Annotated in this window: 14 protein-coding genes; 7 read left to right on the top strand and 7 right to left on the bottom strand. The window is 65.0% G+C overall.

Translation table 11 applies throughout. From position 1 onward, the window contains the following. Positions 1-145: 145 nt before the first annotated feature. Complete coding sequence (locus ACUJB0_RS09110; RefSeq protein ID WP_444844932.1) at positions 146-739, top strand: YdeI/OmpD-associated family protein; 594 nt, start codon at positions 146-148, stop codon at positions 737-739. Between the two features lie 3 nt (positions 740-742). Here the strand turns inward: ACUJB0_RS09110 and ACUJB0_RS09105 are convergent, their stop codons facing one another. Further along, a complete protein-coding gene (locus tag ACUJB0_RS09105) occupies positions 743-2,347 on the bottom strand; it encodes an Lcl domain-containing protein (RefSeq protein WP_444844931.1) in 1,605 nt (534 codons plus the stop codon). Between the two features lie 121 nt (positions 2,348-2,468). Between ACUJB0_RS09105 and ACUJB0_RS09100 the strand changes: the two genes are divergently transcribed. Further along, positions 2,469-3,740 carry a D-amino acid dehydrogenase gene (locus ACUJB0_RS09100; protein ID WP_444844930.1) on the top strand — a complete coding sequence of 424 codons (1,272 nt, stop codon included), beginning with the start codon at positions 2,469-2,471 and terminating at the stop codon, positions 3,738-3,740. 41 nt (positions 3,741-3,781) lie between these two features. After that, positions 3,782-4,699, top strand: a complete 918-nt coding sequence (locus tag ACUJB0_RS09095) for a tetratricopeptide repeat protein (protein ID WP_444844929.1) — start codon at positions 3,782-3,784, stop codon at positions 4,697-4,699. Between the two features lie 7 nt (positions 4,700-4,706). On the opposite strand, the gene ACUJB0_RS09090 is transcribed toward ACUJB0_RS09095, so the two are convergent. Continuing rightward, the gene (locus tag ACUJB0_RS09090) at positions 4,707-5,678 is read right to left on the bottom strand and encodes a LysR family transcriptional regulator (protein ID WP_444844928.1); all 972 of its coding nucleotides are present in this window, start codon (positions 5,676-5,678) and stop codon (positions 4,707-4,709) included. A gap of 112 nt (positions 5,679-5,790) precedes the next feature. On the opposite strand from ACUJB0_RS09090, the gene ACUJB0_RS09085 reads away from it, so the two are divergent. Both ACUJB0_RS09085 and ACUJB0_RS09080 read left to right on the top strand, forming a co-directional pair. Then, positions 5,791-6,744: an MBL fold metallo-hydrolase gene (locus ACUJB0_RS09085; protein WP_444844927.1), complete on the top strand. Its 954-nt coding sequence runs from the start codon at positions 5,791-5,793 to the stop codon at positions 6,742-6,744. Between the two features lie 10 nt (positions 6,745-6,754). Beyond that, positions 6,755-7,393, top strand: coding sequence for a response regulator (locus ACUJB0_RS09080; RefSeq protein ID WP_444844926.1), 639 nt, complete (start codon positions 6,755-6,757; stop codon positions 7,391-7,393). A 19-nt stretch (positions 7,394-7,412) separates the two neighbouring features. Here ACUJB0_RS09080 and ACUJB0_RS09075 read toward each other — a convergent pair whose 3' ends face one another. The 5 genes from ACUJB0_RS09075 to ACUJB0_RS09055 form a co-directional block, all read right to left on the bottom strand. Beyond that, on the bottom strand, positions 7,413-8,069 hold the full coding sequence (locus ACUJB0_RS09075) for a YoaK family protein (RefSeq protein ID WP_444844966.1): 657 nt from the start codon (positions 8,067-8,069) through the stop codon (positions 7,413-7,415). Continuing rightward, a complete protein-coding gene (locus ACUJB0_RS09070) occupies positions 8,069-8,473 on the bottom strand; it encodes a DoxX family protein (RefSeq protein WP_161095659.1) in 405 nt (134 codons plus the stop codon). The genes ACUJB0_RS09075 and ACUJB0_RS09070 overlap by 1 nt, the downstream gene beginning before the upstream one ends. Then, positions 8,473-10,386, bottom strand: coding sequence for an amidohydrolase (locus ACUJB0_RS09065; RefSeq protein WP_444844925.1), 1,914 nt, complete (start codon positions 10,384-10,386; stop codon positions 8,473-8,475). Before ACUJB0_RS09065 ends, ACUJB0_RS09070 begins: the two co-directional genes overlap by 1 nt. Next, a complete protein-coding gene (locus ACUJB0_RS09060) occupies positions 10,383-10,652 on the bottom strand; it encodes a DUF1427 family protein (RefSeq protein ID WP_117013781.1) in 270 nt (89 codons plus the stop codon). Before ACUJB0_RS09060 ends, ACUJB0_RS09065 begins: the two co-directional genes overlap by 4 nt. 114 nt (positions 10,653-10,766) lie before the next feature. Then, positions 10,767-11,432 carry a response regulator gene (locus ACUJB0_RS09055; protein WP_444844924.1) on the bottom strand — a complete coding sequence of 222 codons (666 nt, stop codon included), beginning with the start codon at positions 11,430-11,432 and terminating at the stop codon, positions 10,767-10,769. 177 nt (positions 11,433-11,609) lie between these two features. Here ACUJB0_RS09055 and ACUJB0_RS09050 point away from each other — a divergent pair, with 177 nt between their 5' ends. Continuing rightward, the gene (locus tag ACUJB0_RS09050) at positions 11,610-12,296 is read left to right on the top strand and encodes a response regulator transcription factor (protein WP_444844923.1); all 687 of its coding nucleotides are present in this window, start codon (positions 11,610-11,612) and stop codon (positions 12,294-12,296) included. Positions 12,297-12,414: 118 nt separating this feature from the next. After that, positions 12,415-12,684 (top strand): hypothetical protein, encoded by a 270-nt coding sequence (locus ACUJB0_RS09045; protein WP_444844922.1) that lies wholly within the window; start codon positions 12,415-12,417, stop codon positions 12,682-12,684. Positions 12,685-12,749 lie beyond the last annotated feature (65 nt).

The raw sequence follows: 12,749 nt of genomic DNA, 5'->3' as shown, positions 1-12,749 counted from the left end.
TTCGAGACCGCTTATGACGATAGCGGCATCAGAGCATAGCTGATCGTCACGTAAAAAAGTTCACACATTATCACCTCCCCCCATGCCCTTGGCGAAGAGCCGGGTATAATTATTTTTTTGCCACTGTTGACCAGCGAGGTACACCATGACAGAGAAGACTTTGAATTCGAAGGCTGATGCCTACGTCGACAAGCCTGGCCAATGGCAGGACGCATTCAAGAAGCTGCGCGCCATCGCGCTCGATTGCGACCTGACCGAGGAATTCAAATGGGGCCATCCCTGCTACACGCTGGACGGCCAGAACGTCGTGCTGATGCACGGCTTCAAGGAATACTGCGCGCTGCTGTTCTTCAAGGGCTCGTTGATGCAGGACCCGAAAGGCATCCTGGTCCAGCAGACCGAGAACGTGCAAGCAGGCCGCCAGATCCGCTTCACCAGCGCGGAAGAAATCACCAAAATGGCTTCGACGTTGAAGAGCTACATCCGCGAGGCCATCAAGGTGGAGAAGTCCGGCGCGCAGGTGGAGTTCAAGAAGACCGCCGAATTCGACATGCCGGAGGAATTCCTGAACAAGCTGGAGGAATCGCCCGCGCTGCAGGAAGCCTTCGCCGGCTTGACGCCAGGTCGGCAGCGCGGCTACCTGCTCCACTTCTCCTCCGCCAAACAAGCCAAGACCCGCGAGTCGCGTGTGGAGAAATGCATCCCTCACATCCTCAAAGGAAAAGGCTTGGATGACTAGGCCTCATCGAACCGCCAGCGCATAGCCGGCATTCCCCTTGGGGACGTTGTAGACGCCAAAGTCGCAGCTGAACACGCTCCACGCATCGCCGGGACTGGCCGCATCGGTGGTGGAAGTCCAATAGTATTTAAACTGCGCAAAATTGGAAAAGCTGGCGGGCTGGGAGGCGATACCGGCCGTGGAACTGTTGAACGACTCGTTAAAATAGTCGGCCATATTGCCCTGCCCACGATCCGCCAGGCTCTGCATCTCCTTCCGGTTCGGCATTCTCCACGCCCCCGCGACCGAGCCGTCCGTCAGGCCGCACTGACCGCTTGCGAGCGTGCTGATGGCGCCGATGGCCGCCGTCCAGTTCTGCTGGATGCAATCCGCCTTCTTCAACCAGATCAAGCCGGTGGCCGTGTCGGTTACCGTGCCGTTGCCGTTGTCGCGCATGCGCGGCGCGGGAAGCGGTGCGCCCTTCTCCAGCGAACCATCATCACCGTTGGCGTAGAAAACGTAGAACCCCGTTGCCTGCAACCTGCCCGCCCCGGTGCTGGTCCCCTTGACCGCCCACACCGCGTTCGTCGATGTCGTCTTGATGTTGAGATTAGAACTGGCGTTGTCGTTGATGTAGCGCCCGTCCTGCATACGGACCGCCCATGCGTTCGACGAGCCACCCTGCCCGCCGTAGTAGCTGGTCGATGTCCAGTAGATTCCCGCCGATACGGCAGTGAACGGGTGGCCGGCGGTGAGCGCCGGATTGGTGGCCGATACGTCGACCAGGCTTTCAAGCTCCACCAGGTTGGGCAGCCGCCAATCGCCGGCCTTGGAGCCATCTGACAATCCGCACGCTCCGCTCGCCAACTGGTTGGCCTCCGCCAGCGCGTTCGCCCATAGCGCCGGGCTGAGGCAACCGGCGTTCTTCAACCAAACCAGGCCGGTCAAGTTGTCGGTGACCGTGCCGTCCTGATTGTCGGTGTAACGCCTGCCCGGCCAGGCCACGCCTTTTTTCAGTGCCCCATCGTCACCGGCAACGTAGCTGCTCGATTGCCCCGTCGAGGCGATGCTCACCAGTGGATTGCTGCCGTCGTAGGCATTGAAGTTGGCGCCAGTGACGGAATTATTCGTTGTCGAAATCAAGTTAACGACGTTGAACATGATCCCGGAACCGCCATCGGGATTTGAAAACGAATCGTTGTATTCGCTCCGCGTAACGGAGGCGCCGCTGTTGACGTACCAATGCTTGCCCGAGGAGTCCCACAGGTAGCCGGCGCGGTCGCCCGCCACATTCGCCGCCATGAAGGGATTGAACGCGTATCCGGCTTTCGACGCGAAGAACTGGTAATCGATCGTGCAGGACATGGTGCAGGAAGTCCCCAGGCCGCTCACGCTGTAGTTCCCGTTGGCGTCGGTGGTGAGGCTCGCGAACACGCGGTGGGTATTGGTCTCGTAGACGGTCACGGTGGCGCCGGCCAGCGGCGCGCCTTTAAACATCACCGTGCCGGCGGCGGTATTGGTCGGCACAGGAACAAACGGTTGGGTATTGCCCCCTGAACCGCCGCCGCCTCCACCGCAAGCGTTGACCAGGCCGACACCAAGCACCAGCAGCAAACGGACGCGCCCCATGGGTTTCTCCCTGTTTCTTCTTAGTCTAGCCCGCTTCCAGGGCCGGCGCCACTTCAAACTGGTTTACCGACGTTTAGATGCTAAACTCTTGCCTCTACGCGGGAAAATTTTAGACATTTGGATGAAAACCATAGCCATCATCGGCGGCGGCATCACCGGCGTCACTACTGCCTACGCGCTTGCCAAACGCGGCTTCGCTGTCACGCTGCTGGAACGCCATCGCTACGCGGCGATGGAGACGTCGTTCGCCAACGGCGGCCAGCTGTCCGCCTCCAATGCCGAGGCGTGGAATCACAGGGACACCGTCGCCAAGGGCCTGAAGTGGATGTTGAGGAACGACGCGCCGCTGCTGGTCAATCCGAAACCCAGCTGGCATAAGCTGTCGTGGTTCGCGGAGTTCATCGCCGCCATTCCCCACTATCGCGACAACACCATCGCCACCGCCAAACTGGCCGTGGCCGCGCGCCGGCATCTGTTCAGCTGGGCCGAGGAGGAAGGCATAGACTTCGACCTCAAGCGCGAAGGCATCCTGCACATCCATCGCGACCGCGCCGACTTCGAACACGCGGCCGAGGTCTCGAAGCTGCTGGCGCAAGGCGGTCTGCCGCGCCGCGCCGTCACGCCGGACGAGATGCGCGCCATCGAACCGACATTGACCGGCCAGTTCTACGGCGGCCATTACACCGAGAGCGACAGCTCGGGCGATATCCACAAGTTCACCACCGGCCTGGCGCAAGCGGCGCAGCGCCTGGGCGTAGACCTGCGCTTCAACCAGCATGTGACCAGCGTCCGCGCCGATGCCACCGGCGCGCACGTCACCATCACGCATAACGACGCAGACGATACCCAGCGCTACGACGCGGTGGTGGTCTGCGCCGGCACGGCCAGCCGCGAGATCGCGGCCATGCTGGGCGACCGCGTCAACGTCTACCCGGTCAAGGGCTACTCGATCACCGTCCACCTGAACGACGCCGCCAGCCAGGCCGCCGCGCCCAACGTCAGCCTGGTGGACGACGCCACCAAGCTGGTCGCCAGCCGGCTCGGCGCGGACCGCCTGCGCGTGGCCGGCACGGCGGAGTTCAACGGCTACAACCGCGACATCCGCGCCGACCGCATCGCACCGCTGCTCGACTGGGTGCGGCAGTGCTTCCCCGGCGTCTCCACGCGCGAGGCGACGCCTTGGGCCGGCCTACGGCCGATGATGCCCAACCTGGTGCCGCGCGTGGGCCGGGGCAAGGCGCCCACGGTGTTCTACAACACCGGCCACGGCCACCTGGGCTGGACTTTATCGGCCGCCACGGCCGATATCATCGCCGACTCGGTGCTGGCCGCCCTGGGCGCGCCAAAGCTATCGGTTAGCCAGCGTACCGCGCAGGGCTTGAAAATGGCGTAAACTGCCACCATATCGAGCCTGTCCCTACAAGGAGATCTGACATGACGGCAAAATCTTTCGCACGTATGACCCTGCTGGCCAGCGCCCTGGCGCTGGCGGTGCCGGCGTTTGCGGCCGAACCCACGATACACGATGTTTATGTAGCCGCAGAAGCAGGCAAGTACACCGACGCACAAGCGCTGATGGACCAGGTCCTGAAAGCCCACCCGAACAGCGCCACCGCGCACTTCGTGGAGGCCGAACTGCTGGCCAAGCAAGGCAAGTTCGCCGCCGCGCAGGGCGAGCTGGCCACGGCCGAACGCCTGTCGCCCGGCCTGCCGAAGGTGAATCCAAGCGCGCTCGCGAAACTGCGCACGCTGCTGGCCGATGGCCAGAAGCCACGCGCCAACTACTCGCAGCAGCAGCCGGCCCGCAGCAACGCCGGCTACAGCAATGGCAACTACGGCGCTCCACAGAGCAGCGGCATCCCCTGGGGCACGGTCCTGATCCTGGGCGGCGGCCTGCTGGGCTTTATCTGGCTGGCGTCGCGCTTCATGTCGCGCCGTAACCAGCAGACCGACAGCTACAACAACCCGGCCGGCTTCAATCCCGGCGGCGGCGCGGCTCCCGGCTATGCGCCCGGCGCCTACCCGCAACAGGGCTATCCGCAGCCAGGCTACGGCCAGCCGCAAGGTAGCGGCATGGGCTCGCGCATCATGGGCGGCCTGGCGACCGGCGCGGCGGTGGGCGCGGGCATCGTGGCCGGCGAGGCGATCGCGCGCCAGTTCACCGGCGGCAATCACGATTCCGGCAGCCATGACCAGTCTCGCAACGACATCGTCTACGACGATCCGTCACGCGATGAACTGCTGCGCCGCGACGACATGGGCGGCAACGACTTCGGCGTCAGCGGCGGCTGGGACGATGGCGGCAGCAGTGGCGGCGACAGCGGCGGCGGTGGCGGCGGCGACTGGGACTAATCCCACCTCACGGGGCGCGGCGCTCGCCCGCCCCGGCAGCTTCCATCGCAAGATCCCAATACGGCGGATCGCCGAAATACTCCTTCAAATGACGTATCAGCAGCTGGGCCTTGGCCTGGTTGGAGCGGCCCGGCATGTGCACCGCGTGCACCGCCGACTCGTGCGGCTCGCGCCGGCCCGACGCGGCGCCGCGCTGCACCGGCGCCATCGGGAACACCGGCACCAGCTGGCCGGCCACGATGGCGTCGCTCACCAGCCAGTTCGCCAGATGCACCAGGCCTGCGCCGCCGATGGCCGCATGCAGCAGCGTGTCGGTGTCGTCGCAGCGCAGCTTGCCCTTGACGGCCAGCGGCTGGTTCTGGTTCACCCCCTCGAAACGCCACCAGCCGCGCGGCGCGGTGCGTCCGGTCACGGTCAGGCATTGGTGGTTGAGCAGGTCCATCGGCGTTTTCGGCCAGCCGTGGCGCTCCAGGTAGGCCGGACTGGCGCTGACCACGCGGTTCTGCAGTGCCAGGCGGGTCGCCACCAGACCACTGTCGGGCAGCACGCCGGCGCGCACCGCCACATCGACCCGGCGCGCTGACAGGTCGACGATGTCGTCGCTCACGTGCAGCTCCACCTCCAGCAGCGGGCAGTGCTGCAGGAAATCGGCGATCGCCGGCGCCACATGCAGCCGCCCGAACGCGGCGGGCGCCGTCACGGTCAACAGGCCGCGCGGTTCGCTGTCCAGCTCCTGCACGGCGGCCTTGCCTTCGGCCAGCTCGGCCAGGATGTTGCGGGCACGCGGCAGGAAGCGTTCGCCGGCGTCGGTCAGCAGCATCTGCCGCGAACTGCGCAACAGCAGGCGCGAGCCCACTTCCGCCTCCAACGCATCGAGCTTGCGCGACACCGACGACACCGCCATCTTCAACTCGGCCGCCGCACGCGAAAGGCTACCGTACTCCACCACCGCCAACAGGCACCTCAACCCTTCGATCATCACACTCTCCCGGCTTTGCAAACTACGCAAAATTAGTTTGCATTAATCCATATTGTGCCATTTTTTGCAAAGATGCATACTGCGTTTAGTAAATTCAACAAAAGGAACAATAATGCAACTGATCAAAAAACTGACCCCTCTTGCCGCCGCCCTGGCCTTCGCCGCCAGCGCACCCGCTTTCGCCGCCGCCCCGCTGGCCGGCACCAACGCCCCGGGTTTCTTCCGCGTGATGCTGGGCGACTTTGAAGTCACCGCCATCAGCGACGGCACCGTCGACCTGCCGATGAACAAATTCCTGCACCAGGCGCCCGCCAAGACCGACCAGGAACTGGCACGCTCCTTCCTGGCCAGCCCGGTCGAAACTTCGGTGACCGGCTACCTGGTCAACACCGGCACCAAGCTGGTGCTGATCGACACCGGCGCCGGCAACCTGTTCGGACCGACGCTGGGCAAGCTGCTGGCCAACCTGAAGGCCTCGGGCTATCAGCCGGAGCAGGTTGACGAAGTGCTGATCACCCACATGCATCCGGACCACGTCGGCGGCCTCGCGGCCAACGGCAAGGCGGCCTTCCCCAACGCCACCGTGCGCGCCGATCGTCACGACACCGAGTTCTGGCTCAGCCAGGCCAATATGGACAAGGCGCCCGCCGACAGCAAAAGCTTCTTCCAGGGTGCGATGGTATCGGTGGGCCCGTATGCCGCCAGCCAGCACCTGCAGCCGTTCGACGGCGCCACCGAGATCACGCCGGGCATCCGCGCGGTCGCCAGCTACGGCCACACGCCGGGCCACATCAGCTATATGGTGGAGAGCAAGGGCAAGAAGCTGCTGGTGGTGGGTGACCTGATCCACGCCGGCGCGGTGCAGTTCGACCATCCCGAAGTGACCATCGACTTCGACAGCGATCCGAAGGCCGCAGCCGCCGCACGCCGCCAGTTCTTCACCGCCGCCGCCAAGGACGGCACGCTGATCGGCGCGGCCCACCTGCCCTTCCCCGGCCTGGGCCACCTGCGCAGCAACGGCAAGGCGTACCAGTGGGTGGCGACCAACTACACCCAGCTGCGTTAAACTGAGCAGTATGGAACAGAGTCACACTCCTCGCCCCATCAACGTGCTAGTCGTTGACGACCACCCCTTGCTGCGCATGGGGTTGGGCGAAGCCATCGCCAGCCAGGCCGATATGTGCGTGGCCGGCGAGGCCTGCAACGGCCACGAAGCGGTCGAACAGTACGAGGCGCTGCGGCCGGACGTCGTCATCATGGACATCGTCATGCCCGGCATGTGCGGCGTCACCGCGCTGGAGGCGATCCGCGCGGCGCATCCGTCCGCGCGGATCGTCATGCTCACCACCTACAAGGGCGACGTGCAGATCCTGCGCGCCGTCCAGGGCGGCGCCGCCGGCTTTTTGTTGAAGAGTACCTTGCGCAAGGATTTGCTCGATACGATACGCGGCGTGCACCAGGGCCAGCGCCGCATCCCGCCGGAGATCGCGATGGAACTGGCCCAGCACATGGGCCAGGGGCCATTGAGCGCGCGCGAGACGGAGGTGCTGAGTCATGCGGCCAACGGCCAGTCCAACCGCCGCATCGCCGAGCAGCTGTCGATCTCGGAAGAGACGGTGAAGGCGCACATGAAGAATGTGCTGGCCAAGCTGGCCGCGAACGATCGCACCCACGCGGTGACGATCGCCCTCAAGCGCGGCATCATGTCGATCTAGTCGATCTAGCCTGCGCGATCTAGTCGTCGGCCGTGCAGGCCAGCCAAAGCAGCAGCGCGCAAGGCAGCAGCAGGCCGTTGAACCCGGCCTGCATGAAGGCCAGCGCGCCGCTGATGCATCCCACCGCGAACGCCACCACCGGCCACACCAGCTTCTTCAGGCGCGCACGCGCATCGGCGTCGCCGCGCAGCGTGTCCACCAGGTCGATCACCAGCTGCGTCACGTTGCCGGTCATGACCGTGGTGGCGGCCACCTTCCCCAACAGCAGCTTGCCGTAGGCGTTCTGCACCGCCATCGCGGCGGCGCACAGCATGCCGGTCAACAGCGTCAATGGCGCCTCGGGGGCCTCGATGGGCGCGGCGGCCCACGCGCTGGCGACGCTGCCCGCCATCAGCAATGTCTGCAGCAGAAAGCTGTTGCGCAGTTGGCGGCTGCCGGCGCGTTCCCAGCGCAGTATCAGCAGCCGCGCCAACGCCACCCCCAGCACGAAGACCGGGAACACCAGCAGCTTGAGCCAGATATCCTGCGCCGGCCGCGCCATCGCCCGGCCAAGCAGCACGAAGTTGCCGGTAACGTGGGCAGTGAATAATCCGAACAGGCCGATGAAGCCCAGCGTGTCGACATAACCGGCCAGGAAGCCCAGGGTCACGCTTTGTTTGCTATCGCCACGCTGCATCATGCTTCTTTCTTTTGAATGTCGTGCCATGCCACCAGCAGGAATGCGCCGGCCAGGCCGAGGTGCTCGAAGAAACCGTTGGCCATCATGAAGCGCTCCGGCCCCGCGATTTCCCAGAAGCGGTTGGCGACGAAGGTGGCCATCAACGTGAACGCGGCCAGGTAGCCGGCGCCCAGCCAGCGATAGTAGCCGGTCAGGATCATCAGCGACGCGCCCAATTCGCCGGCGATCACCAGCGCGGCCATCGGGCCGGCCGGCGACAGGCCGAAGTGATGCATCTCGCCGATGGCAGACTGGAAGTCCATCAGCTTGTTGATGCCGCCCTGCAGATAGGCGGCACAGATCAGCAACAGGCAGATCCAGCGCAGCCACGGCGCGCGCAGTGGTTTGAACAGTGCCTCCATCACATCGCCCAGCAGGCGCAACCCAGCGCGCCCCAGAAGCTCTTCAGGTCCGACGTGGGCAGCTTGCTGGCCCACGCGCTGGCGTGCTGGTGTCCGTGGACGTTGCACTGGTTGGCGCAGCCGCAGGCGGCCTGCTGCTGGCGCAGCTGCTGCTGTTGGCGCTTGCGCTGCTCCAGTTCCTTCAACGCGGCGCGGTTGTTACCGATTTGTTCGCCCCAGCCGGCGTAGCCGCCGAAGCGGCGCACCGGCGACCAATCCGGCATGGCCGGCGGCGGCGCCTCGTCGTAGCTGGCGAATTCGCCCGCCGCGTAGACGATCTTGCCGCCGACGATGGTCAGGCGCGAGGTCATGTCGGCGATCTCGCCTTCGGCGCAGGCGTAGAAGTCCTTGTCAGGCACGATCAGGTCTGCCAGCTGGCCCGCTTCGATGCGGCCTTTCTTGCCCACCTCATTCGAGAACCAGGTGGTGTTCTCGGTCCACATGCGCAGCGCCGTCTCCCGGTCCAGGCAATTGGCGCGCGGGTACATCTGCATGCCGCCCACGGTCTTGCCGGTGATGAGCCACGACAGCGATACCCATGGGTTGTACGAGGCCACACGGGTGGCGTCGGTGCCGGCGGAGACCTTCACGCCCGCCTCCAATATTTTCTTGACCGGTGGCGTGGCCTCGGCCGCGCCGTGGCCGTAGCGCTCGACGAAGTACTCGCCCTGGTAGGCCATGCGGTGCTGCACGGCGACGCCTCCACCCAGCGCGGCGATGCGGTCGATCGACTGGTCGGAGATGGTCTCGGCGTGGTCGAAGAACCAGTTCAGTCCCGTCAGCGGAATCTCCTGGTTGACGCGCTCGAACACGTCCAGCGCGCGGCTGATGGTTTCGTCGTAGGTCGCGTGCATGCGCCACGGCCAGCGGTTCTGCGCCAGCACGCGCACCACGCCTTCCAGGTCGTCCTCCATCGTCTCCGGCATGTCGGGGCGCGGCTGGCGGAAGTCTTCGAAGTCGGCCGCCGAGAAAGTCAGCATCTCGCCGGCGCCGTTGTGGCGGAAGTAGTCGTCGCCCTGCTGGTACTTGACGCTCTGCGTCCAGTTCAGGAAGTCTTCCTTCTCGTGCGCAGGCTTTTGCGTGAACAGGTTGTAGGCCAGGCGTATCGTCAGCTGCTTGGCGTCCGACAGCTGCTGGATCACCTGGTAGTCCTCGGGATAATTCTGGAAGCCGCCGCCGGCGTCGATGGCGCCGGTCACGCCGAGGCGATTGAGTTCGCGCATGAAGTGGCGGGTCGAGTTGACCTGGTATTCCAGCGGCAGCTTGGGGCCCTTCGACAGCGTCGAATACAGGATGGCCGCATTCGGCTTGGCCAGCAGCAGGCCGGTGGGATTGCCGGCGCCGTCGCGCAGGATCTGGCCGCCGTGCGGTTCCGGCGTGTCCTTGGTGTAGCCGACGGCGCGCAGCGCGGCGCCGTTGAGCAGCGCACGGTCATACAGGTGCAGGATGAACACCGGCGTATCCGGCGCCACCGCGTTCAGTTCCTCGATGGTCGGCAGGCGCTTCTCGGCGAATTGATGTTCGGTGAAGCCGCCCACCACGCGCACCCATTGCGGCGCCGGCGTGATCGCCACCTGCGCCTTCAGCATGCCCATCGCATCGGCCAGGCTGCGCACGCCGTCCCAGCGCAGCTCCAGGTTGAAATTCAGGCCGCCGCGGATGATGTGGCAATGGTTGTCGATCAAGCCTGGCAGCACGCGCTTGCCTTGCAGGTCGATGATCTTGGTCTGCGGGCCGGCCAGCGCCATGATCTCGTTGGCGCGGCCCACGTGTGTGAAGCGGCCGTCCTTGATGGCGACCGCCTCGGCGTGGGGATTGGAGCGGTCCAGCGTGGTGAACAGGCCGCGATGCAGGATCAGATCTGGATTCATCATGCGTTCCCCTTGGTTTCATCGTTCTTCTGCGCGGACGGCAGTTGGCCGAAGCAATGCGGCTTGACGTGGTCCTCGATCCACGAGACCTGCTTGGCCTCGGGCTGCCACAATTGGCGCAGCAGCGGCGGCAGCTGCTCGCCGAGCAGGATGCCCAGCAGGCCGACCAGCGCCACCACCGGCGGCGCCGGCGAACGCACGTTCAGGAAGCCATAGATTAATCCAACCAGCAGGCCAACGGCCAGCGACACGATATACATTTTGGACATGGGGATTTCCTCAGCTAAGGGTGGAACAACATGGTTCCAGTCTAGAGATCCGCGCCGCTTTTGCCATCACCGGTATTGATCGCCGTTTCCTCACCCTTTGGGGATAGACACCGGTCAGTATGGCCCGCCAACCTGGCCGCAGGCATGCAGGTCGATGATGCCTCGCTCGATTGCCCGCGTCACCGCGTGGGTGCGGTCGCTGGCATTGAGCTTGGCCAGGATGCTCTTCATGTGCACCTTGACGGTTTCCTCCGAAATCGCCAGGTGCATGCCGATACGCTTGTTGCTCTGGCCCGCGGCCACCAGCTGCAGCACCTCCACCTCGCGCTTGCTCAACGCGCTCTCGTGCCAGTGCTGGGCGATGCCGTTGGCCACCGCCGCCGGTATGCTGCGGCGGCCCTCATGCACATTGCGCACGGTCGCCAGCAGCTCCTTGCGCAGCATGCTTTTCAACAGATAACCGGCGGCGCCGGCGGCGATCGCGCGCCGCGCCAGGGCGTCGCCCTCATAGGTGGTCAGCACCACGATGCGCGCGTCGGGGAATTCGGCGCGGATGGCGATGGTGGCGTCGATGCCGTTCATGTCCGGCATCTGGATATCCATCAGCGCGACATCGGGCCGAAACTGGCGATAGCACTCGATGGCCTGCAGGCCGTTGCAGGCTTCGGCCACCAGCCGCATGTCCTCCTCGGCGGCGATCACACTGGCGATGCCCTCCCTGAGCATGGGATGATCGTCGACGCTTAGCACGGTAATCGGCGTTTTCTGGGCCGTTGTCATCGCGTTCTCACTAGTCGTACCGGAACCCGGCAGCATGCCACAAACGCGCCACTTCAACCATCACCCGATCGGGTTAGCGGGCGCACCCCGGATCGGGGCGTGGAGAAATCATTAAACCAGTTTACTCTTCTGCCGCAGGACAGCAACCGACAACGGAATCATTTGGGGAGAAACGAGATGCGACTGGATACCAGGAACTGGTCACACGCCGCTCACAGCGGCAATGGCATGGCGGCCGGCGGCGCCATCGACAACCATGAAAGCAAGGTGCGCGTGCTGATCGCGCACAGCGACGCCATCGTCAGCGCCGGCCTGGCCGCGCTGCTCGGCGCGGAGTGCGACATGGAGCTGGACGAAACCCAGGCGGCGACGGCGGACGTCATCATCCTCGATTACAAAGGCGCGCTGGAACACATGCGCCAGCGGGCCAACGCGCCGCAGCACGGCGAGGCGCAGGCGCGCGTGCTGATCGTGACCCAGATGGAGCGCGAATGGGAAGTGCGCACCGCGATGATGGCCGGCATACACGGCTATCTGCTGCAGAACTGCGCCGCCGACCAGCTGCTGACGGCGGTGCGCACGCTGAGCCGCGGCATGCGCTACCTGAGCGCGGACCTGAGCCGCTGCGTGGCCGACAGCTTCACCCGCATCAACCTGACCAGCCGCGAGACCGACGTGCTGCAGCTGCTGGCGCAAGGCCAGTGCAACAAGTCCATCGCGCGCGAATTGGGAATCGGCGTCGGCACCGTCAAGACCCACGTCAAGGGCCTGTTCGACAAACTGGGTGCCACCGCGCGCACCCACGCGGTGGTGCTGGCGACGCGGCGCGGTCTGGTGGGCGAAGGCTCCGCCAGCCGGCATTGACCGCCTTACGAGAATGTCATTGGCGTATCTTGCGGAAGCCCTGTAAAATCCGGGCATGCAAGCACATACACTCTCCGTAGGCACCTCACATCGGCAAACGCGCATCCAGCGCGTCCTGATGCTGTTCGTGCTGGTGTTCCTGTCGCTGCAGCTGATCGGGGCGAGCTCGCACAAGCACGCCTATACCGACACCCAAAACGATTGCGCGGCTTGCGTGATCGCGCACATGCCGGCCGGTGTTCCGCCGCCGGCGGTTGTGGTGGTGCCGGTGGCGATGCTGGTCTCCCTGCCCGCCCTCGTCCCGCAGCGTTCCATCCGGCCCCGCCGGATCGACTTCCTCACCCCGCCCTCGCACGCGCCGCCCGGCGTGGCCCCTTTCTCCGCCTGACCCGCTTTTTTCGTTACGTTTTTTAATGACGTCCAACACGGCCGCATATTTGCGTCCCGTGCGCG

Origin of the sequence: Duganella caerulea, assembly GCF_040362985.1 — a bacterium.
Lineage (GTDB): Bacteria > Pseudomonadota > Gammaproteobacteria > Burkholderiales > Burkholderiaceae_D > Rugamonas > Rugamonas vulcania.
The sequence above is the reverse complement of the archived record's forward strand: the minus strand, read 5'-3'. Positions and strand labels throughout refer to the sequence as shown.